At 61.2% G+C, this 20,213-nt stretch carries 17 protein-coding genes and 2 tRNA genes; 13 read left to right on the plus strand and 6 right to left on the minus strand.

Going from position 1 to position 20,213, the window contains the following annotated elements; genetic code table 11:
- Nucleotides 1-261: 261 nt before the first annotated feature.
- From R1W01_RS04055 to R1W01_RS04065, 3 genes are all read left to right on the plus strand, one after another.
- Nucleotides 262-338 (plus strand) — tRNA-Asp (locus tag R1W01_RS04055).
- Nucleotides 339-369: 31 nt separating this feature from the next.
- Nucleotides 370-446, plus strand: a tRNA-Asp gene (locus R1W01_RS04060).
- 26 nt (nt 447-472) lie between these two features.
- Nucleotides 473-694 carry an RND transporter gene (locus R1W01_RS04065; RefSeq protein ID WP_297756195.1) on the plus strand — a complete coding sequence of 74 codons (222 nt, stop codon included), beginning with the start codon at nt 473-475 and terminating at the stop codon, nt 692-694.
- Between the two features lie 81 nt (nt 695-775).
- On the opposite strand, the gene R1W01_RS04070 is transcribed toward R1W01_RS04065, so the two are convergent.
- On the minus strand, nt 776-2,152 hold the full coding sequence (locus R1W01_RS04070) for a M20/M25/M40 family metallo-hydrolase (RefSeq protein WP_297756193.1): 1,377 nt from the start codon (nt 2,150-2,152) through the stop codon (nt 776-778).
- Between the two features lie 223 nt (nt 2,153-2,375).
- On the opposite strand from R1W01_RS04070, the gene hemA reads away from it, so the two are divergent.
- The 3 genes from hemA to ispG all read left to right on the plus strand — a co-directional run bounded on the left by hemA (nt 2,376) and on the right by ispG (nt 6,116).
- A complete protein-coding gene (hemA, locus tag R1W01_RS04075) occupies nt 2,376-3,605 on the plus strand; it encodes a 5-aminolevulinate synthase (RefSeq protein ID WP_297756370.1) in 1,230 nt (409 codons plus the stop codon).
- Nucleotides 3,606-3,715: 110 nt separating this feature from the next.
- On the plus strand, nt 3,716-4,912 hold the full coding sequence (locus tag R1W01_RS04080; protein WP_243612432.1) for a helix-turn-helix domain-containing protein: 1,197 nt from the start codon (nt 3,716-3,718) through the stop codon (nt 4,910-4,912).
- 79 nt (nt 4,913-4,991) lie between these two features.
- The gene (gene ispG / locus R1W01_RS04085) at nt 4,992-6,116 is read left to right on the plus strand and encodes a flavodoxin-dependent (E)-4-hydroxy-3-methylbut-2-enyl-diphosphate synthase (protein WP_243612433.1); all 1,125 of its coding nucleotides are present in this window, start codon (nt 4,992-4,994) and stop codon (nt 6,114-6,116) included.
- An 89-nt stretch (nt 6,117-6,205) separates the two neighbouring features.
- On the opposite strand, the gene R1W01_RS04090 is transcribed toward ispG, so the two are convergent.
- Nucleotides 6,206-6,955, minus strand: a complete 750-nt coding sequence (locus tag R1W01_RS04090; RefSeq protein ID WP_297756189.1) for a DsbA family protein — start codon at nt 6,953-6,955, stop codon at nt 6,206-6,208.
- 16 nt (nt 6,956-6,971) lie between these two features.
- Nucleotides 6,972-8,309 (minus strand): M48 family metalloprotease, encoded by a 1,338-nt coding sequence (locus tag R1W01_RS04095; RefSeq protein ID WP_243612435.1) that lies wholly within the window; start codon nt 8,307-8,309, stop codon nt 6,972-6,974.
- A 58-nt stretch (nt 8,310-8,367) separates the two neighbouring features.
- On the opposite strand from R1W01_RS04095, the gene R1W01_RS04100 reads away from it, so the two are divergent.
- The 6 genes from R1W01_RS04100 (at nt 8,368) to R1W01_RS04125 (ending at nt 17,252) form a co-directional block, all read left to right on the plus strand.
- Nucleotides 8,368-9,519: a pyridoxal phosphate-dependent aminotransferase gene (locus R1W01_RS04100; RefSeq protein ID WP_297756185.1), complete on the plus strand. Its 1,152-nt coding sequence runs from the start codon at nt 8,368-8,370 to the stop codon at nt 9,517-9,519.
- Nucleotides 9,520-9,643: 124 nt separating this feature from the next.
- On the plus strand, nt 9,644-10,873 hold the full coding sequence (locus R1W01_RS04105) for an N-acetylmuramoyl-L-alanine amidase (RefSeq protein ID WP_297756183.1): 1,230 nt from the start codon (nt 9,644-9,646) through the stop codon (nt 10,871-10,873).
- A 112-nt stretch (nt 10,874-10,985) separates the two neighbouring features.
- Nucleotides 10,986-13,538, plus strand: a complete 2,553-nt coding sequence (locus tag R1W01_RS04110; protein ID WP_297756181.1) for a penicillin-binding protein 1A — start codon at nt 10,986-10,988, stop codon at nt 13,536-13,538.
- A 96-nt stretch (nt 13,539-13,634) separates the two neighbouring features.
- On the plus strand, nt 13,635-14,762 hold the full coding sequence (gene prfB / locus R1W01_RS04115) for a peptide chain release factor 2 (protein ID WP_297756179.1): 1,128 nt from the start codon (nt 13,635-13,637) through the stop codon (nt 14,760-14,762).
- Nucleotides 14,763-14,924: 162 nt separating this feature from the next.
- Nucleotides 14,925-16,352, plus strand: coding sequence for an amidase (locus R1W01_RS04120; RefSeq protein ID WP_297756177.1), 1,428 nt, complete (start codon nt 14,925-14,927; stop codon nt 16,350-16,352).
- A 66-nt stretch (nt 16,353-16,418) separates the two neighbouring features.
- The gene (locus R1W01_RS04125; RefSeq protein WP_297756175.1) at nt 16,419-17,252 is read left to right on the plus strand and encodes a DUF2189 domain-containing protein; all 834 of its coding nucleotides are present in this window, start codon (nt 16,419-16,421) and stop codon (nt 17,250-17,252) included.
- A 6-nt stretch (nt 17,253-17,258) separates the two neighbouring features.
- Here R1W01_RS04125 and R1W01_RS04130 read toward each other — a convergent pair whose 3' ends face one another.
- From R1W01_RS04130 to R1W01_RS04140, 3 genes are all read right to left on the minus strand, one after another.
- Nucleotides 17,259-17,477, minus strand: coding sequence for a hypothetical protein (locus R1W01_RS04130; protein WP_243612442.1), 219 nt, complete (start codon nt 17,475-17,477; stop codon nt 17,259-17,261).
- The gene (locus R1W01_RS04135; RefSeq protein ID WP_297756173.1) at nt 17,474-18,631 is read right to left on the minus strand and encodes an aromatic ring-hydroxylating oxygenase subunit alpha; all 1,158 of its coding nucleotides are present in this window, start codon (nt 18,629-18,631) and stop codon (nt 17,474-17,476) included. Before R1W01_RS04135 ends, R1W01_RS04130 begins: the two co-directional genes overlap by 4 nt.
- Nucleotides 18,632-18,744: 113 nt before the next feature.
- Nucleotides 18,745-19,527, minus strand: a complete 783-nt coding sequence (locus R1W01_RS04140; protein ID WP_243612444.1) for a helix-turn-helix domain-containing protein — start codon at nt 19,525-19,527, stop codon at nt 18,745-18,747.
- Nucleotides 19,528-19,773: 246 nt separating this feature from the next.
- Here R1W01_RS04140 and R1W01_RS04145 point away from each other — a divergent pair, with 246 nt between their 5' ends.
- Entirely contained in the window at nt 19,774-20,139 is a 366-nt protein-coding gene (locus R1W01_RS04145) for a hypothetical protein (protein WP_297756169.1), read from the plus strand.
- Nucleotides 20,140-20,213 lie beyond the last annotated feature (74 nt).

Raw genomic sequence — 20,213 nt, forward strand, 5'->3', positions numbered from 1 at the left:
GAGTCAACCCGCGTTTACCTTTGGTTTACCTCCTTTCGGAGGGGCATGGCGTCGCATGTGTTGGGCCGTCGAAACCATCTGCCTTCGACCCCTGAGATCGCATGAAAACCGGTGTCCTATGGGGGAAGGTGTCTGGGTTTGCGAGAGGGGGAACAGGGCCGTCAAAAAACTTTCGCATCGCGCGGGATATGCGCTTGACGCGCCCTCTGCCTCAGCCTAAACACCGCCTCACGCTCGGGCCAAGCCCCGGGCGGACAGTGAGCGGTTGTAGCTCAGTTGGTTAGAGTACCGGCCTGTCACGCCGGGGGTCGCGGGTTCGAGCCCCGTCAACCGCGCCACCACTGTCCGTCCAGCACCCGAAGCGTATGCGCGGTTGTAGCTCAGTTGGTTAGAGTACCGGCCTGTCACGCCGGGGGTCGCGGGTTCGAGCCCCGTCAACCGCGCCACTTCTTCCCTGAAAGGTCAGAAAAGTATGTTGGCATGGATCGACAGGCTTCGTTGGCGCGATGTGACGCTTGTGGCGTTGTTGTTGGGGTTGGCGCCGTTCCTGCCTGAGCCGCACCTATGGGAAAAGCTCAAGATGCTCGGGGCCGGCACATTGGTGCGCCCGCTCGATTGGTTCGACCTCGCGATGCATGGTGCCCCGGTTCTTGTTCTTGCGATCAAGGGGCTGCGTTCTGGTAGGTCCGGCTAAAGATTGGCGGTGGGTGCGCGCTACGCGATTGCGTCCTGTCTATTGAGCGCCCGCAAATCGATTGCGGACGCTCAAATAAGGTTACCCCTTGCTCAGTTCGTCCAAGATCCGCGCCCAGGACCGCGTGCCTTTGTGGAAGCTTTCGAGGTCGTATTTCTCGTTCGGGGAGTGGATTTGGTCGTCGTCGCGGCCAAAACCGATGAGCATCGAGTCCATGCCGAGGATTTCTTTGAAATAGCCCGCGATCGGGATCGAGCCGCCACAGCCGACATAGGCCGCCGGGCGCGGCCATTCATCGGAAAGCGCCTTGCGCGCCTTCTCGAAGGCGGGATCGTCGATGGACATTTGCGAGGCGGGCGCGCCCTTGTCGGTGCGGTATTCGACGGTGAACCCCTCGGGGAGGTTGTCTTCGAGGTAGCTTCGGAAGGCCTTGCGGATCTTATCGGGGTCTTGTTGGCCAACGAGGCGGAAAGAGACCTTGGCCGAGGCTTCTGATGGCAGCACGGTCTTGAAGCCGTCGCCAGTATAACCGCCCCAGATCCCGTTCACATCGCAGGTTGGGCGCGACCAGATCATCTCGAGCGGGGTGCGATCTTGTTCGCCTGCGGGCGACTTCAGACCGACATCGCCGAGAAAACTCTCGTGGTCGAAATTGAGGCCCTGCCACTGGGCGCGAATCTCGTCGGCCAGCTCGGGCACGTCATCATAGAAGCCGGGCAGGGTAATGGCGCCGGTCTCGTCATGCAGCCCGGCGAGGATTTTCGTCAGAACGCGGATCGGATTCATGGCAATGCCGCCATACATGCCCGAATGGAGATCGCGGGAGGGGCCAGTGATGGTAAAGTCCTCACCGAGAAGGCCACGCAGCTGTGTCGTGATCGCGGGCACAGAGCTTTCGAAGAGGCCCGTATCGCAAATCAGAGCGATATCGGCGCCGAGTTCCTTGGCGTTTTCCTCCATGAAGGGGACAAGGGAGGGCGAGCCTGATTCTTCTTCTCCTTCGAAAAAGAAAGTAATTTTGCAGGGCAATTTGCCGTGCACCGCGATCCAAGCGCGGCAGGCTTCGACGAATGTCATCAGCTGGCCCTTGTCGTCGGAGGATCCACGGCCACGGATCACTTTTCCTTTAGGCGTGTCCTCGATTGCGGGCTCAAACGGCGGGGTATCCCAAAGCTCGAGAGGATCGACGGGTTGCACATCATAGTGGCCATAGAAAAGAAGGTGTGGCCCGTCGCCATCGACATGGCCCACGACCATGGGATGGCCGGGCGTGGGGCGTTTTTCAGCCGAAATTCCAAGCGCTTGCAGTTCTGACACAAGCCAATCCGCAGCTTTGTCGCAATCCTCTTTATAGGCCGGATCGGTCGAAACCGAGGGAATCCGCAGCAAATCGAGCAGCCGCTCGGTAGCGGCGTCTAGATCGGAATCAATACGGGACAGAACAGTGTCGAGAGACATGCGGATTTCTCCTTGCGCGTTCGGGTGGGAATGTGATTTGGGAGGGAGCCTAACAGCGATCGCAGGACTGTCCAGCGGGCTTGACCGAGATCAATGTTAAAGGTGCTACGAAATGTAACGTATTGCTCGATGGACGCGCGCGATATATCCATTCATGAACGTGAATAAATGTGGCATCTCCGACCCGCGCAAGCGAATGCCAGTTAAGATCGGGAGAACACCTTTGGATTATAATGCCAAGCTCGATGACGCTCTGAACCGCCTTCATGAAGAGGGCCGGTACCGGACGTTTATCGATATCGAACGCGAAAAAGGTAACTTCCCGCATGCTGTCTGGACCCGTCCGGACGGGGAAAAACAGCCGATCACCGTGTGGTGCGGCAATGACTATCTCGGCATGGGTCAGCATCCCGTTGTCCTCGCCGCGATGCATGAAGCCGTGGATGCGACGGGCGCCGGGTCGGGCGGGACGCGCAACATCTCGGGTACGACCGTTTATCACAAGCGCCTCGAGGCAGAGCTTGCCGATCTCCACCAGAAAGAAGCGGCGCTTCTCTTTACTTCGGCCTACATCGCCAATGACGCGACGCTTTCGACCCTGCCGAAACTTTTCCCCGGTCTTATCATCTATTCTGACGAGTTGAACCACGCCTCGATGATCGAAGGCGTGCGCCGCAATGGCGGGGCCAAGCGCATCTTCCGCCACAACGACGTGCAGCATCTGCGCGAACTGCTCGAGGCGGATGATCCGGCGGCGCCGAAGCTCATCGCCTTTGAATCGGTCTATTCGATGGACGGCGATTTCGGCCCGATCGAGGCGATTCTCGATCTTGCGGATGAATTCAACGCCCTGACCTATATCGACGAGGTGCACGCGGTCGGCATGTACGGCGCGCGCGGGGCAGGGATCTGTGAACGCGATGGCCTGATGGACCGTCTCGACATTATCAACGGAACGCTGGCCAAGGCCTATGGCGTGATGGGCGGCTATATCGCGGCAAGCGCAAAGATGTGCGACGCGGTGCGCTCTTATGCGCCGGGGTTCATCTTCTCGACCTCGCTTGCTCCGGCATTGGCCGCAGGCGCGACAGCCTCTGTCGCCTTCCTGAAGACCAGCGAGGGGCAGAAGCTGCGCGATAAGCATCAGGAACAGGCCAAGGTGCTCAAACTGCGCCTGAAGGGCATGGGCCTGCCGATCATCGACCACGGCAGCCATATCGTGCCGGTGATCGTCGGCGATCCGGTGCATACCAAGAAACTTTCGGACATGCTTTTGCAGGATTTCGGCATCTACGTGCAGCCGATCAATTTCCCCACCGTGCCGCGCGGCACGGAACGCCTCCGCTTCACGCCGTCGCCGGTGCATGGGCCGAAGGAAATGGACAAGCTTGTCCGCGCGATGGATCAGCTTTGGTCGCACTGTGCGCTGAATCGTGCCGAGCTTGCCGGGTGACCTGCAAGTAAGGTGCAATTTCTGTTGCGCTGTGTTACTTTAGCCTCAACAAAGAACCCGATCCGAATCGGGAAACGGTAACGGATCGGCATTGCAGTGAGGCAAATGTAATGATCAGGCGCAAGGGACAGCGCAGCTCCGTTGAGGAAACGTTAGGGCCGAAAGGCTTTGACGACTATGATCTTCGGCTCGGCGATATGATGCGCGGGGAACGCGCGACAATGGGGAAATCGCTCCTCGATGTGCAACGCGAATTGCGCATCCGGGCGAATTACATTTCCGCCATAGAAGACTGTAATCCAGACGCCTTTGAGACACCCGGCTTCATTGCTGGCTACGTGCGGTCATATGCGCGCTATCTCGGGATGGACCCGGATACAGCGTTTGCGCATTTCTGCCGTGAAAGCGGTTTTGCGACCGCGCATGGCATGGCTGCCGAGGCCTCGACGATCCGCAAGAGCGATATGCTGGCCGAGCGACGCGAGCGCGGCAATGATCCGCTCGAAGCACCCATCATGCCGTTTTCCCCGGCTCCGGAATCCCTTCTGAGCCGGATTGAGCCGCAGGCAATTGGCTCGTCCCTCGTTCTTGTCGCGCTGATTGCCGCGCTTGGCTATGGCGGGTGGTCGGTGCTGAACCAAATTCAACGCGTTCAACTTGCGCCAGTGGATCAAACGCCGGTGGTGCTGGCGGATTTGGACCCTCTGAAAGAGGCAACCTCGCAGCCGGAGAAGGCTGATGGGCGCGTCACGGCGCAGGCGGGTGTCTTTACACCGCCATCGCAATCCCTTGATCGTCTCTATCGACCGCAAGCGCTTGACGTGCCGGTCATGGTGGCGCGCGATGCACCGATCTCGACGCTCAATCCCGATACAGTCGGTGTTTTCACGCCGGATGCCTCGCTTGTCGCGGCGGTGTCCGAGGAAGAACTTGACCGGGTGATGCCGCAGGTTGTCGAAAGCGATGCGCAAGACCTCGTGTTGATGGCTGTGCGTCCGGCCTGGGTCCGTGTGCGTTCGGCGGATGGCACGGTGTTGCATGAGAAAATCCTCAACCCTGGCGAGGAATATCTGCTGCCCAAGTCGGAAGACGCCCCAACCCTCACCGCCGGCATGAGCGGCGCGATCTATTTTAAGGTCAATGGTGCGGTGTTCGGCCCGGTGGGCGAAGGCACGAACCGGATTGGCGATCTTGCGCTTGATGCGGATCGTCTTTTGGAATCCTACGATCTTGCAGATCTCGATATGGATCCGGACCTTGCGCGTATCGTTGCCGAGGCGGACGCGGCGCAGATCAACGCCGAGTAAATCCCTGTATCGCGCATTGCCCCCGTGGCATATGCAACTTACATAGGCCCTGAACCTGTATGAGGTGAGGGGCCTTTTCATGTCGATGAACCACATTCGTCCGTGGCGGAATATCGAACGCCGTAAATCGCGCCAGATCATGGTCGGCAACGTGCCGGTCGGGGGGGATGCGCCGATCGCGGTGCAGACCATGACCAACACCGATAGCGCCGACGTCAAGGCGACCGTGGCGCAGGTTCAGGCGGCAGCAGAGGCCGGGGCCGACATCGTGCGGGTCTCGACCCCGGACGCGGCGGCAACCAAGGCCCTCAAGGAGGTCGTGCGCGAAAGCACCGTGCCGATCGTGGCCGACATCCATTTCCACTATAAACGCGCCATTGAGGCGGCAGAGGCCGGTGCGGCCTGCCTGCGGATCAATCCCGGCAATATCGGCGATGAAAAGCGGGTCAAAGAGGTCATCCAGGCCGCCAAGGACCATGGCTGTTCGATCCGGATCGGGGTCAATGCCGGTTCGCTCGAGCGGCACCTGCTTGAGAAATATGGCGAACCCTGCCCGGATGCGATGGTGGAGTCGGGGCTCGAGCATATCCGCATTCTCGAGGACAACGACTTCCACGATTACAAGATTAGCGTGAAGGCGAGCGACGTGTTCATGACCGCCGCTGCCTATCAGCAGCTTGCAGAGGCGACCGATGCGCCGATTCACCTTGGGGTGACAGAGGCAGGCGGCCTTGTGAGCGGGACGATCAAATCTGCGATCGGGCTTGGCAATCTGTTGTGGATGGGTATTGGCGATACGCTGCGCGTCTCGCTAAGTGCCGATCCGGTCGAGGAGGTGAAGGTCGGGTTTGAGATCCTGAAGTCGCTCGGTCTGCGCCATCGTGGGGTCAACATCATTTCGTGTCCGTCCTGTGCGCGTCAGGGGTTTGACGTGATCAAGACGGTGGACGAGTTGGAAAAACGGTTGGCGCATATTCACACGCCGATGAGTCTTTCGATCATTGGCTGCGTGGTGAACGGGCCGGGTGAGGCGTTGATGACGGATGTGGGCTTTACCGGCGGTGGCGCCGGGTCTGGGATGGTCTATCTTGCTGGCAAACAGAGCCACAAGATGTCCAACGAGGAGATGGTCGACCATATCGTCGAACAGGTCGAACGCCGCGCTGCCGAGATCGAAGCGGACACCGCTGCGGCGGCGGAGTAAAGCGGGGGAGGGGCGTTGCCCCTCTTGCGCCTTTGGCACAATTCACCCCGAGTATTTTCACAGAGAAGATGGACGCGGTCGGCGTCCGATTAGCCGTCGTTGCGTTTCTCATCGACGAGCGCTTGCATCCCTGCGAGCGGCATGTAGCCACGCAGCAGTTGATCTTCGAGGACGAAGGTCGGTGTGCCCGAAATGGCGAGCTTCTGTGCAAGGGCGCGGGTCTGGGCGATCTCTGCTGTGACGCTCTCGCTTTGCATCTGGGCGAGCACGGCATCCGTATCAAAGCCGAGTGCATCGGAGAGGCGGGTCATCGCGGTTTCGGTGACGTCGCCGTTGAAGGTAATCAGGGCATCGTGGACCAGGGCATAGGCCTCGTCGCCCGCGACTTGTTTCACGGCGATGGCAAAACGCGAAGAGGCGAGGGAATCTTCACCGAGGATGGGGAACTCTTTGTAGATGAGGCGGATATTGCCATCCATCTCGACCAGTTGCTTCACCTCGTCATGGGCCTTGCGGCAATAGCCGCAGCGGTAATCGACGAATTCTACCAGCGTGATGTCGCCCTCGGGGTTGCCGCCGACGAAGCTATAGCCGTCGTTGAAGATCGCCTCGCGGTTGGATTTGACCAGTGAGAAGTCATGCGCAGAGGCTGCGGCCTGTTGCTGCTTTTCGAGGATCTCCACGGCTTCCATGATGACGCCGGGATTGTCGAGCAGGTAGGCACGGACCTCGGCGCGGAAGGCGTCGCGCTCGGCATCGCTCAGGTTGTTGAGGTCAAGCGCCGCCGCGGGCAGCGCAGCGGCTCCGAGGAAAGCGGCGGTGGTGAGGGTCTTGAACATGTCGAACTCCGTCAGTCTATTTCTTTTCGGCGCGCTCGGCTTGGCGCAGGATATCTTCGGCGCGGCGCCAACCGCGCGAACCGGTGGGCAGGAGGCCGCTGGCCCGTTTGGCGAGCACTCCTGCATCTTTGAGACGGCCTTGCAAGGCGTATCGCTCGGCTGCGGAGAGCGCGGCCATGCCGTTGTTGCCAGTGCGCGCATAGGCCGCGCCGAGGTCGCGCAGCATGAGCCCATTGCGGAAGTCGCGATTTCGCGATTTCTCAAGCGCGTCGAGCGCCTCGCGGGGACGGTCGGCGGCGAGGAGGGCGCGACCGAGGCTTGCGAGGCAAAGTGCGTTGCGCGGCGCAAGGGCCGCCGATTTGCGATAGGCGCTGACCGCGTCATTGAAGCGACGGTTCTCGAGCAGAATCTGGCCCTTCAGCTCGTAGTAGAAAGCATCTTCGGGGCGCAGCTTGATCGCGCTGTTGATCGCGGTGAGCGCCGCATTGAATTGCGATAGGCGATGGCGTGCGGCGGCCTCGCGCATGAGGCGGATGTCTTGGGTGGGGCTTTCGCCGAGGCGGTTCAGGGTCCAGCCGGGCGAGAGCGTGAAGGCGGCGAGCTTGGCGCGCGCGCGGGCATACCAATAGGCGACGTCTGGGTCGGTAGGCTTGGCTTTGTCGGCATGGGCCGCGGCATAACTTTTCATGGTGCGGATGCGGTCGCGTGTCAGCGGGTGCGAGCGCATATAGGGATCCTGGCGCGAGGTATTGAGGGCTTCCTGGCCGCGAAAGATCTCGTGCACGTCAACCGCGCCTTGCGGATCAACGCCGGCGCGGCTCATGTAGCGCACGCCGGTCTGGTCGGCGGCCACTTCCTCGGCGCGGGTATGAGCGAGGAAGCGGCGCTCGGCCGTGGCGGTTGTCCCGAGGGCGATTCCCACACCGGCATTGGCATTGCCCGTGGCCGCGGCGGCCGCAGCGGCGAGGGCGAGGCCAAGCCCGGCGGCGGTTTGCGCAGCGCCCATGTTGGTGATGCGGCGAGAGATATGACCGTTGGTGATATGGGCCGCTTCGTGGGCAACCACCGCCTGAAACATCTCGGGCGTGTCCATGCGCAGGAGCATGCCGAGGTGGATGAAGATATGGTTGTTGTCGATGACAAAGGCGTTCAGGCTTCGGTCGTTGACGACGAGCACCTGAACATTGCCGCCGAGACCAGCGGCCGCAAGAACCGGCGCAGCGGCGCGGTTCAGGGCGTGCTCAATATCGGGATCCCGGATCAGAGAAACAGCCTTGGCGGCGCTGCTCGTGAATGTCAGGGCAAGCGTGGCAAGCACAATGGCGATTGCCTTGAGCGGATGGATTGACGCCATGGTCTTTTCGCGGTGAAAACAGCGGGTAACAAACATGGGGCCAATAGGAAGGAAAACCATGCGAAACTCAACCCGAAGCGCCGTTGATCCCTTTATTGTGATGGACGTGATGGAAGCCGCGCGGCAGGCCGAGGACGCGGGGCGCCATATTATCCATATGGAGGTCGGTCAGCCGGGGACCGCCGCGCCAGAGGGCGCGCGACAGGCTGTGGCGCGGGCGATGGAAGAGGACGCGATGGGATACACCGTGGCGCTTGGCCTTCCGGCGCTGCGCGAGCGCATCGCGCAGCTATATGGTGAGTGGTACGGGGTCGACCTCAATCCCGAGCGTGTGGTGGTCACGTCTGGGTCGTCGGCGGGGTTCCTGTTGGCGTTTACATCGCTGTTTGACGCTGGTGACCGTGTTGCCATTGGGGCGCCGGGGTATCCGTCATACCGACAAATTCTCAAAGCCTTGTCTCTGCAACCCGTTGATTTGCCAACGTCCGAAGCCAACCGGCTTCAGCCTGTGCCGGATGATTTTGCAGAAATGGACGTGCAGGGGTTGATGGTGGCGTCGCCGGCGAATCCGACGGGGACGATGCTTGACCATGGGGCGATGCGAGCGCTTGTGGAGGCGGCGCAGGCCAAGGGGGCTGCGTTTATCAGCGATGAGATCTACCACGGCATCGAATATGAGGCCAAGGCGGTGACGGCGCTTGAGATCACGGATGACTGCTATGTCATCAATTCCTTCTCCAAGTATTTCTCTATGACGGGATGGCGCGTGGGGTGGATGGTGGTTCCAGAAGACCATGTGCGCAAGGTTGAGCGACTGGCGCAGAACATGTTCATTTGCGCCCCACATGTGAGCCAGGTTGCGGCCCTTGGAGCGATGGAGTGCCACGAGGAATTGCAAGCGAATATGGGGGTTTACCGGAAAAACCGGCAGCTTCTCATCGAGGGTTTGCCGAAGATCGGCTTTGACCGTTTCGCGCCGCCCGATGGGGCGTTTTATGTCTATGTGGACGTGAGCCAATACACTGATGATAGCCGCGCTTTTGCCCGCGAGATCCTTGACGAGGCGGGGGTTGCAGTGACGCCGGGGCTTGATTTTGATCCGGTGCGGGGCGGGGGAACCTTGCGGTTTTCCTATGCGCGTTCGACGGCGGACATGCAGGAAGGGCTTGCCCGGCTTGGCGCTTTCATGAGGGCACGCGGCTTCGCCTAAGGCCCAAGAACCAACGTCGGTATTACGTCGGTATTGCGTCTGTATCGCGGTGGTGCGGATTTCATTTCAAGAAACACGACATCGGTATAGGATGCGGGAAAACAGATCACCCGCGAGAGGGATCATGAGCAGGATCATTGCCGTCATTTGCGCGCTTGTCTGGGCGTTTGCCGCGCCGGGACAGGCGCAGGAGTTGAGCGGGCTTGCGCGCGTCGAGGCCGCCAAGAGCGGGTTCAGCGAGGGCTGGCGGGGGTCTGTGACCTTTCGGCTTGGCCTGTCGCAAGGCGTGCCTTGGCGGGTGTTTCAGCTTGAGGCGCCCCGGCGGCTTGTTCTCGATTTCCGCGAGGTGGACTGGCGCGGTGTGACGCCCGAGACGTTTGGCGCGGCAGAGGGGATCGGGGCCGTGCAGTTTGGTCAGTTCCGCCCCGGTTGGAGCCGGATGGTGGTCGAGCTGACCGAAGCGCTTGCGGTCGAGACGGCGGCCCTTGCCGTCGATGAGATCAGCGGTGCGGCGCAGCTCGAGCTGGTGCTCGATCCCGTGAGCGCAGAAGACTATGCCGCGCTTGCGGGCGCTCCGCGCGATCCGCGTTGGGATTTACCGGAGCCAGCCTTGCCAATGACAGGCGCACGAGAGGCGCGGCCCGACTGGGCGCCCGTGGTCGTCGTGATCGACCCCGGCCACGGCGGGATTGATCCGGGGGCCGAGCGCGACGATGTCAACGAAAAGACCCTGATGCTGACCTTTGCGCGGGAATTGCGCGACACCTTGCGGCGCACGGGGGCATTCGAAGTTGTGCTGACGCGGGACGAGGACGTGTTCGTGTCTCTTGAGCGGCGGGTGTCGATCGCGCATGAGGTCGGGGCGGATGTCTTTATCTCCTTGCATGCCGACGCGTTGCGCCATGGGCATGCCACGGGGGCGACGGTTTATACCCTTTCGGAGGAAGCCTCGGACAAGGCCTCGGAAATCCTTGCCGAGCGCCATGACCGGGCCGATATCCTTGCCGGGATTGATCTGTCGCAGGCGGATGACGAGGTGGCGAATGTGCTTCTCGATCTTGCGCGGCTCGAGACACAGCCGCGCACAGAGCTTTTCGCGCGCATGCTTGTCAAACAGATCGAAGAAAGCACCGGGTCCACCAACAAGAAGCCCCTGCGCCACGCCGGGTTCTCGGTTTTGAAGGCGGCGGACGTGCCTTCGGTGCTTCTCGAGGTGGGGTTCCTGTCGTCGGAGGAAGACCTTGCACGGCTGACCGATCCGAATTGGCGCGCGCTTATGGCGGGGGGCATTCGCGATGCGCTTCAGCTTTGGGTGCAGGAAGACGAAGAGATGCGCGCCCTCTTGCGGCAGTAATGCAAGCAAAAAGGTGCCCAAAAGGGGCAGGCAAGCGCGGGGATGTGTTTTGACCCCCTCGCGCACGGCCTATATAGAAGCCTCATGACCGAGTGCGAAACGGGGTAAGCGCGTGATCCGATTCATTCTTTCCTTCATGGGGACCATCTTCACCTTCGTGACGATGGGCGCAGCCGTGATCGCGCTATCCATCGGTGCGGTGTTCTGGATGTACGGGCGCGATCTTCCGAGCCACGAGGCGCTTGCACAATATAAGCCCCCGACGATCAGCCGGATTTACTCGGGCGAAGGCCATATCATCGACGAGTTTGCCAAGGAACGGCGCCTTTTCGTGCCGTCGGCCGAGATTCCCGATCTGGTGAAGGAAGCGTTCATCTCGGCAGAGGACAAGAATTTCTATACCCACAGCGGGTATGACGCGCGGGGGATCGCAGCGGCGGCCTTTGAGGCGGTGCGGTCGCGTGGGCAGAATGTGCGCGGGGCCTCGACGATCACTCAGCAGGTGATGAAGAACTTCCTTCTCTCCGGCGACCGGCGGCTTGAGCGGAAGATCAAAGAGATCATCCTTGCCACGCGCGTTGAAGAGACGCTTTCCAAGGATCAGATCCTCGAGCTTTACCTCAATGAGATTTTCCTCGGGCAGAATTCTTATGGCGTGGCGGCGGCAGCGCAGACCTATTTCAACAAGTCGCTCAGCGAGTTGACCCCGCATGAGGCGGCGACGCTTGCGGCGATGCCCAAGGCACCGTCGGATTATCATCCGGTGCGCCGCAAGGAGCGGCTTTTGTCGCGGCGCAACTTCGTTCTGCGCGAGATGGCGGAGAACGGGTATATTTCGGATGCGAGCTATGAGACCGAGAAGGCGATGCCGCTGCGCTCGGTTCAGAATGGCGACTTTGACAGCTTCAAATCGGCACTGCCGCCGCGGGACTATTTCACCGATGAAATCCGCCGCCAGCTATCGGAAGATTTCGGCGAGGACGAGTTCTTTTCCGGCGGCATGACGGTGCGCGCGACGATCGACCCGGAGATGCAGGAGATCGCGGCGCGGGCGCTGCGCCACGCGCTTGAGAAATACGACCGCTCACGCGGGGTTTGGCGCGGCACAGGTGAAACGATTGACCCTGAGCTCCTGTCGGATGAGGGCAAATGGCGCGCGGCGCTTGGTGATCTGGATCTGCCCCGCGATGTTGATCTTGAGGGGCGCTGGCATCCGGCGGTTGTTCTCGAGGTGGGCAAGAACGATGCGCGGATCGGCATCGAAGGCATTGATGATGACGCCGATGGCCATTTCATCGCCGCCAAGGACGTAACTTGGGCGCGGCCACTGCTCGAAGAGGGCAAGCTTGGGCGCAAGGCGAAGGTGGCGGGCGATCTTCTTGACGTGGGCGATGTGGTGCTCGTGCGGGCGATCACCAAGGAAGACGATGGCAGTTTCGTGCGCTGGTCGCTCCGGCAGGTGCCGGAAGTGCAGGGCGGGTTCATGGCGATGGACGTCAACACCGGCCGCGTGATCGCGATGCAGGGCGGGTTCAGCTATCAGGATTCGGTGTTCAACCGGGCGACGCAGGCAAAGCGGCAGCCGGGGTCGTCGTTCAAGCCTTTCGTGTATGCCTCGGCGCTCGACAGCGGCTATAGCCCTGCGACGATTGTCATCGACGCGCCGATTGAAATTGACACGCCGCAGGGCGTCTGGCGTCCGCGCAACTCGTCGAACAAATTCTACGGCCCGACGCCGCTTCGCACGGGCATCGAACGGAGCCGGAACCTGATGACCATTCGCCTTGCGCAAGAGGTCGGGATGGAGGTCGTCGCCGATTATGCCGAACGCTTTGGCGTCTATGACAATATGGGCACCTACCTTGCCAACTCGCTTGGCTCGGAAGAGACGACGCTGTTCCAGATGGTTGCGGCCTATGCGATGTTCGCCAATGGCGGCGAGCGGGTAGAGCCGACCCTCGTTGACCGGGTGCAGGACCGCTATGGCGAGACGATCTATCGCCACGACAAGCGTGACTGTGTGGATTGCGACCGGTCCGACATCGCGCCGACGCGCGGGCCGCGCATCGTCAGCAACCGCGAGCGTGTGATGAACGCGATCACCGCCTACCAGCTCACCTCGATGATGCAGGGCGTGGTGCAGCGCGGCACGGCCTCGGGGACAGTCAATCTACCCGTGCCGGTTGCGGGCAAGACCGGGACCACGAACGAGGCCAAGGACGTTTGGTTCATTGGCTTCACCAACACGCTCGTTGCGGGCTGTTACATCGGTCATGACCGGCCGCGTCCGCTTGGCCGGGGCACCTATGGTGGATCGACCTGTGGCCCAGTGTTCCAGGAGTTCATGAGCGAAGCCATCGAGAAATACGGCGCCGGCAAGTTCCAGGTGCCGCCGGGGGGCCATTTCATCAAGATTGATCGCTACACCGGTGCACGGCTTGAAAACGAAGCGTCGGGGGCGAATGTTGTGGCGGAGTATTTCCGTGACGGCGAAGAACCGGTGTTCGGCGTGATGTATGATGGTGGTTTCGCCATGGGGTCGAACCTGCCGCTATTTGAAGAGGTCAACACGGGCGTCACCGAGGTCACCACCTCGACCGGCAAGAAGACCGTGGTCGGCCCGAAAGCGGATTTCGGCACGCTGAGTTCCGGCGGCCTCTACTAGCCCCAAGACGCCTGAAGACCACGCGCCGCCTTGCCCGCGTCAAGGCGCTGGTTTATCACGCGGACCTGACACCAAGACAAAGAAACGGACAGCCAGATGCGCGCAGAGACCCAGACCATCGTTGCAGAGATCGAAAAATCGCTCGAATTGCTGCGCCAGCGCATGGACTGGGAGACGGCCAAGTATCGGCTTGAGGAATTCAACGCGCGGGTCGAAGACCCGGACCTCTGGAATGATCCGGACGCGGCGCAGACGCTCATGCGCGAGCGGCAGAACCTGGTCGATGCCTTTGATACGGTGAACGGCATTGAGACCGACCTCAACGACAATGTCGAATTGATCGAGCTTGGCGAAATGGAAGAGGATGACGAGGTTGTCGCCGACGCCGAGGCAGCGCTCAAGGCGCTTGCGGTGAAGGCCGCGGAGAAAGAGCTTGAGGCGCTTCTCAATGGAGAGGCGGACAGCAACGATACCTTCCTCGAGATCAACTCGGGCGCGGGCGGCACGGAGAGCTGTGACTGGGCGTCGATGTTGGCGCGGATGTATGTGCGTTGGGCCGAAAAGAAGGGCTACAAGGTCGAGCTTCAGTCGATGACAGCGGGCGAAGAGGCCGGGATCAAGTCCGCCGCCTACAAGATTTCTGGCCACAACGCCTATGGCTGGCTCAAATCCGAGAGCGGCGTGCACCGCCTTGTGCGGATCTCGCCCTATGACTCGGCGGCGAAGCGGCATACCTCGTTCAGTTCGGTCTGGGTCTATCCGGTGGTGGACGACAATATCGAGATTGAGGTCAACCCGTCCGATATCCGCATTGATACATACCGGTCGTCCGGGGCAGGCGGTCAACACGTCAACACCACCGACTCGGCCGTGCGGATCACCCACGAGCCGACTGGCATCGTTGTCACCTCTTCGGAAAAGTCGCAGCACCAGAACCGCGATATCGCGATGAAGGCCCTGAAATCACGGCTCTATCAGCTTGAGCTTGACCGGCGCAACGCGGCGATCAACGAGGCGCATGAGGCCAAGGGGGATGCGGGCTGGGGCAACCAGATCCGGTCTTACGTATTGCAGCCCTACCAGATGGTGAAAGACCTGCGCACGAATTTCGAGACCTCGGACACCAAAGGCGTGTTGGATGGGGATCTCGACGGGTTCATGGCGGCGACGCTTGCCATGGATGTCGCGGGCAAGAGCCGCGCCGACGCCCAAGCCGAGGATTAAGCGGCACGACGGCGAACAGGCAGGGGACGTCGCAGGGGCTTTGCCCCTCTTGGCTTCAATGAGGCCAATTCACCCCAGGATATTTTCGGCAAGAGGAAGAGATGGGCCTTGCGCGAAAGCGTGGGGCCTTTAGCGTTCGGTGGGTCAGGGAAGGATTTCAGTATGGGCGAGTTTCTGGATTGGGAGGCGGAGGCGCTTGTCGCGGCGATGCGGGAGCGGCGCCTATCGTGCGAAGAGGTCATGGCGGCGACGCTTAACCGCGTGGATGGGCTGAACCCCGGTCTCAACGCGATTATCTCGCGTCGGGAGACCGAGGATTTGCTCAGCGAGGCGCGGGCGGCGGACCGGGTGCCGGTCGAGGCGCGGGGCGCGTTGCACGGGCTTCCGATGGCGGTCAAGGATTTCGCCAGCGTGAAGGGGGTACCGACTTCGATGGGATCGAGCCTCTTTGCCGAGACACCCGCGCCGCAAGACGATGTCATGGTGGCGCGGATGCGCGGCGCGGGGGCGATCTTTATCGGCAAGACCAACGTGCCGGAATTCGGGCTTGGCTCGCATACGTTCAACCCGGTCTTTGGCGCGACGCACAACCCTTATGACCATGCCAAGAGCGCGGGAGGGTCTTCGGGGGGTGCTGCGGCGGCATTGGCGGCGCGGATGGTGGCGTTGGCCGATGGGTCGGACATGATGGGCAGCCTGCGCAACCCGGCGGGGTTCTGTAATATCTACGGCTTTCGGCCCAGTTGGGGCGTGGTGCCGCGCGATGCGGGCGGCGAAACCTTTTTGCAGCAGATCTCGACCAATGGCCCAATGGCGCGCAGCCCGGGCGACCTTGCGCTTTTGTTGTCTGTGATCGCCGCGCCGAACCCGAAAGTGCCACATAACGTCCCGGTGCAGGAGTGGACGCTTGGCCCGCAGCCGCGGCTTCGGGGGGTGCGGGTTGGCTGGCTTGGAGACTGGGGTGGGGCCTATGCGATGGAGGACGGTATCCTGGCGCTTTGTGAGGCGGGGCTTGGGGTTCTCGAGGACCTTGGGGCCGGGGTCGAGGCCTTGCCCGCGCCGATGGCGGCGGAGCGGCTCTGGGAGAGTTGGTGCACGTTGCGCCATTGGGCCGTCGCGACGGAGCTTGCGCCGCTTCATGCGGATACGCGCAAGCGCGCGGCGCTCAAGGCAGAGGCAATCTGGGAGATTGAGGCGGGGCTCAAGCTTGACGCCATGGCGATCAGCCGGGCGGGCGCCGCACGGGCGCGGTGGTTCGAGCGGGCGGCGGACCTGTTCGAGAGCTATGATGTGCTCGCGCTGCCGACAGCGCAAGTCTGGCCCTTCCCGGTCGAGTGGCGCTTTCCCGAGGCGATTGGCGCGCGCGAGATGGATACCTATCATCGCTGGATGGAAGTCGTGGTCCCGGCGAGCCTTGCGGGGCTTCCGGCGATCAGCGTTCCGGTGGGCTTTGGCGAGGCGGGCTTGCCGATGGGCATGCAGCTTATCGCGCGCAAAGGGGCGGACCGAGCGCTTCTTGAGGTGGCGGAGGCCTATCATCGGGCCACTCATTGGCCAGAACAGCGCCCGCAGATCTTTCCCGATGCGTGAAAAGGTTGATTTGTAAAGCGACACGCGTTCATATCGTCAGAACGACATGCGTTTTGGGAGGGATGGATGCCGGACAGAGCAGAACAACGGCCTGAGCATGGTGTGCCGGACCTCGGCAGTGTCACGATCGGGATGCTGCGCGAGGCGCTTGTGCGGGGATGGCGCGATTTTCGCGCCAAGCCGGGCTACGGGATCGTGTTCTCGGTGTTCTATGTGCTGGCGGGGTGGCTCATCTCTTGGATCACGCTGGCGACGGGGCAGAGCTATTGGCTTGTCTTCGCGGCCATCGGCTTTCCGCTTCTCGGGCCCTTCGCGGCGGTTGGCCTCTATGAGGTGTCACGGCGCCTTGAGCAGGGGCGGGCGATGGACCTCTACGCGATCTTTGGTGTGGTTGGGCGGCAGAGCAAGCGCCAGCTGCCTTCGATCTGTGCGGTGATCGTTGTCGTGTTCCTATTCTGGTTCTTCCTCGCCCACATGATCTTCGCGCTTTTCCTTGGCCTATCGACCATGACCAATGTGTCTTCGTCCTACGAGGTTTACCTAAGTGGCAATGGACTGATGATGCTTGGCTTTGGCTCAGTCGTGGGGGCGGCGTTCGCGCTCTTGCTATATATGATCACGGTGCTGTCGCTGCCGCTATTGCTTGACCGCGAGTTGGATTTCGTGACGGCGATGATCACCAGCTTTCAGAGCGTGACTGAGAATTTTGTCCCGATGATCCTCTGGGCCGCGCTTATTGCGGCGCTGACATTTGCGGCGATGGTGCCGGGGTTTCTTGGGTTGTTCCTTGTGCTGCCGCTATTGGGGCATGCATCGTGGCATCTTTATTCGCTGATGAAAGAAGCCGGGGAGGCGGAGGCATCGGCCTATGAGGCCGACGCCGAGGATGCCTTGGCCTAATAAGCCTTACTCTTCCCGCCCCATGGCACGCAGCATGGCATGCAGGTCAGGCGCCATGTGGTGCCCGGATTCAAGAGCAAAGACATAGGCATGGGTCAGGTAGAAGCCACGTGCCTCATCGGCGTTGGCGGTCTCCGCCGCCTCGCGATAAAGCGCCACGAGAGACGGCCTGTCGCCGGTCTCGTGGGCCGCAAGGAGGCGGGTGTCCAGCGCCTCTCTGGTCATTCCGCCGCGGTCGATTGATTGGCGTTGGCGATCTCGTAGCGCGAGGCGACCCAATCGTGGAAGCAGTGGGTGGGGCCATCCATCGCGGGCGAGAAGCGACCGCCGTCAAAGCCGACCGCATGGCGGCCGCGTTGCATGCCCTCGACCACGAAGACATCTTCTTCGAAGACGGTTTTCCAAAGCTGCGTATTGCGCGCACGCAGGCCTTGTTCGATTTCGGGCGCGGCGTAGTAGAGATGGATGTGCTCGATCGTCTGGTCGATGGCGACGGGCTCGAGCACAATGGCGAAGGCGTGGTCGCGCTGTGCGCCGAGGAGGACGTTGGGGTAGACGGCGATGTATTCCGCGCCCTCGTCCCATTTGTCCGAAAGGCCGTCGAAATCGGGGAACGTGTCGCCGTTATGGCTTTTCAACTGGCGATAGACCAGCGTGCCTTGACCGGAATACTGGCCCGGCTCGGCGATGTTGTAGTGGTCCTCGAGGCGCGAGTAGCTGTTGAGGCCGGGGTGGACCCAAGGCAGGTGATAGCTTTCGCAGTAGTTTTCGACGGCGAGTTTCCAGTTGGTATTCACTTCGAGGGTGAACTTGCTATCGGTGCCGCCGTGATAGACGGGCTTTTCGACCTCTTCCCAACGCTTCAGAAGATCGGCGTGGACCTCTTCGAAGGGGGCGGCGTCGCCGGAGACGTTGATAAAGACCACATCGCGCCAGATATGGCTACGGACCTCAATGAGCCCAAGCTCGGAGCGTTTGACGGCGTCATGGGTGTTTTGGCCGGGGCCACCGACATGGGGCGTCGTGACGAGGCGGCCATCGGTGGCGTAGCACCAGGAATGGTAGGGACAGCGGATCGCGCCCTCGATCTTGCGCGGTTCTTCGACAAGGATCATGCCACGGTGACGGCAGGTGTTGTAGAAGACGCGGACCTGACCCTGTTTGTCGCGCAAGAGCAGCAGAGGCATGCCAAGAAAGCTCATCGGGACAGCATCGCCGGGTTCAGGCACGTCTGCGGCCACGGCGAGGCCCGACCAAGAGGCAAAAAGAACCGCCTTCTTCTCGGCTTCGAATTGGGCCGGATCGGTGTAATGGCTATTGGGCAGGCCGAGGGCCTCTTCCACGGGACGGCGCACAGCCGACAGGTCTTGGATTTCCATGGCTAACTCCTCTGAGGGTGGACAGAGATTAGCCGGGGGGGCGTCAATTCATTTGCCTAACTGCGACTTGAATTGACTTGGGGCGACACGTTGGGGCGTCGCCCTGATGCGGATCAAGAGAAGGGGCGTTCGGGTTGAAGCAGCTTGCGGTGATAGGGAATCAGCTCTTCGGTGCTACAGAATCCGACCTTGCGCGCGGCCTGTAGAACCTCGGGGCCGAAGGCGCCGAGATGTTCGTAAACGAGCCGCGCGGCGCGGCGTCCTGTGACCGTTTCCCGGACGGTGCGTGTCGCGTAGCCGGTCCAGTAGTGGTTCTGGAACGAGGCGACGCGGCTTAGGTAGTTGAAAGAGGTGGCCATGGTGCGGCGATGCGAGACGAGCGCGGCAACGCCGTCTTCCTGTGGCAGGATCACGCCACGGAACTCGCGGGTTGTCGGATCTGTGGGCAGGCCCTGCTGGCGCATGCCTTCCTTGGCTTCATAGCCGCGGATGAAGGTGTGGTTGTCGCGACGAAAGACATAGACAAGGCCGGTAATGACCAGATCTGCCTCGGTAAAACTCAGTCGGGAGAAACGGTAGAACCCGTTCGGAAACACATCTTGGGGGATGTCCGTCATGCCAGCGCCGATATAGTCGTCGATCAACGGGTGGTTCAGGACGCCGCGCTCTGTTTCAAGCGTGTCGATCGGTTCGAGCAGGATGCGGGCATCGACACCAAAGAAGCTACAGATGCGATGTAGCACGTCGGGGCGCGGGAAACTCTCGCCGGACAGATAGCGGTTGAACTGCGTCCGGTTGATGCCGAGCTCGCGGCAGAGCTGTGAGACGGACGGGTAGGTTTTGGCCAGGATGCGGAGGTTCTCGCCGAACATCTTGCGCAGGTCGGCTGGGGACATGTCCTGATTCTGTATCTTGTCGTTCTTGACCAATGCACCCTCCGGTTGGTCATATTATCATTGCATCTCGCCTGGCGCGAGTTGTCTGTGCGAATTGACGCCAACTAACATCATGGTGATGCAGTTTCGCATCCATATAGGGCAGAGTCGACACAATTCCGAAGCAAGCGACGCGCAATTTTACGTGTTTTCATTTCGAGTTCTTTGGAACACTCGAAGAGAGTGGAAAAAGGAGTTTGGCCTCAGATGCTTGGCGTGGTTCTCTGGAGCGATAGCACCGACAAGAAGGCCGTGATCTGGTGCGAAGACCACGGTGAACTTGCCTATTTTGACGGCGCGGGCAGCTCGATTTTCGACGGCGCCACGCTTGATGCGGGCGACCTCGTGCAATTCGAGATGCAGCAGGACAATCAGCGTCGCCTTGCAAGGAACATGCGCCGGCTTCAGCAGGGGGCCTATGAGGGGCTGACAGAACGTCTTGTTGATGCGAGCGCGCCCAAGGCGGAGCCCGAGCCGCAGGAGCAAAGGGGCGCGGGTTTCAGTGCCGCGAACATCATTCCATTTACGCGCCGACGCAACGCGCGGCGGGCCGGAGAGTTTCTCCCTGCCTGACCCGACTATTTGGGTGAGGGGCAAGAAAGGGGGCCATGTGGCCCCCTTTTTTTACATGAGACGGTGAAGGGGCG

This window comes from Shimia sp. FJ5, from assembly GCF_032918335.1.
GTDB classification, from domain to species: domain Bacteria; phylum Pseudomonadota; class Alphaproteobacteria; order Rhodobacterales; family Rhodobacteraceae; genus Shimia; species Shimia aestuarii_A.

What these genes read in the sequence shown, in the direction of transcription:
- R1W01_RS04140 (WP_243612444.1), bottom strand. Translation starts at nt 19,527, where the DNA reads ATGTCCCCAGCCGACCTGCGCAAGATGTTCGGCGAGAACCTCCGCATC.
- R1W01_RS04135 (WP_297756173.1), bottom strand. Translation starts at nt 18,631, where the DNA reads ATGGAAATCCAAGACCTGTCGGCTGTGCGCCGTCCCGTGGAAGAGGCC.
- R1W01_RS04070 (WP_297756193.1), bottom strand. Translation starts at nt 2,152, where the DNA reads ATGTCTCTCGACACTGTTCTGTCCCGTATTGATTCCGATCTAGACGCC.
- R1W01_RS04080 (WP_243612432.1), top strand. Translation starts at nt 3,716, where the DNA reads ATGATCAGGCGCAAGGGACAGCGCAGCTCCGTTGAGGAAACGTTAGGG.
- R1W01_RS04105 (WP_297756183.1), top strand. Translation starts at nt 9,644, where the DNA reads ATGAGCAGGATCATTGCCGTCATTTGCGCGCTTGTCTGGGCGTTTGCC.
- R1W01_RS04120 (WP_297756177.1), top strand. Translation starts at nt 14,925, where the DNA reads ATGGGCGAGTTTCTGGATTGGGAGGCGGAGGCGCTTGTCGCGGCGATG.
- R1W01_RS04130 (WP_243612442.1), bottom strand. Translation starts at nt 17,477, where the DNA reads ATGACCAGAGAGGCGCTGGACACCCGCCTCCTTGCGGCCCACGAGACC.
- R1W01_RS04065 (WP_297756195.1), top strand. Translation starts at nt 473, where the DNA reads ATGTTGGCATGGATCGACAGGCTTCGTTGGCGCGATGTGACGCTTGTG.
- R1W01_RS04145 (WP_297756169.1), top strand. Translation starts at nt 19,774, where the DNA reads ATGCTTGGCGTGGTTCTCTGGAGCGATAGCACCGACAAGAAGGCCGTG.
- R1W01_RS04090 (WP_297756189.1), bottom strand. Translation starts at nt 6,955, where the DNA reads ATGTTCAAGACCCTCACCACCGCCGCTTTCCTCGGAGCCGCTGCGCTG.
- ispG (WP_243612433.1), top strand. Translation starts at nt 4,992, where the DNA reads ATGTCGATGAACCACATTCGTCCGTGGCGGAATATCGAACGCCGTAAA.
- R1W01_RS04125 (WP_297756175.1), top strand. Translation starts at nt 16,419, where the DNA reads ATGCCGGACAGAGCAGAACAACGGCCTGAGCATGGTGTGCCGGACCTC.
- R1W01_RS04100 (WP_297756185.1), top strand. Translation starts at nt 8,368, where the DNA reads ATGCGAAACTCAACCCGAAGCGCCGTTGATCCCTTTATTGTGATGGAC.
- prfB (WP_297756179.1), top strand. Translation starts at nt 13,635, where the DNA reads ATGCGCGCAGAGACCCAGACCATCGTTGCAGAGATCGAAAAATCGCTC.
- R1W01_RS04095 (WP_243612435.1), bottom strand. Translation starts at nt 8,309, where the DNA reads ATGGCGTCAATCCATCCGCTCAAGGCAATCGCCATTGTGCTTGCCACG.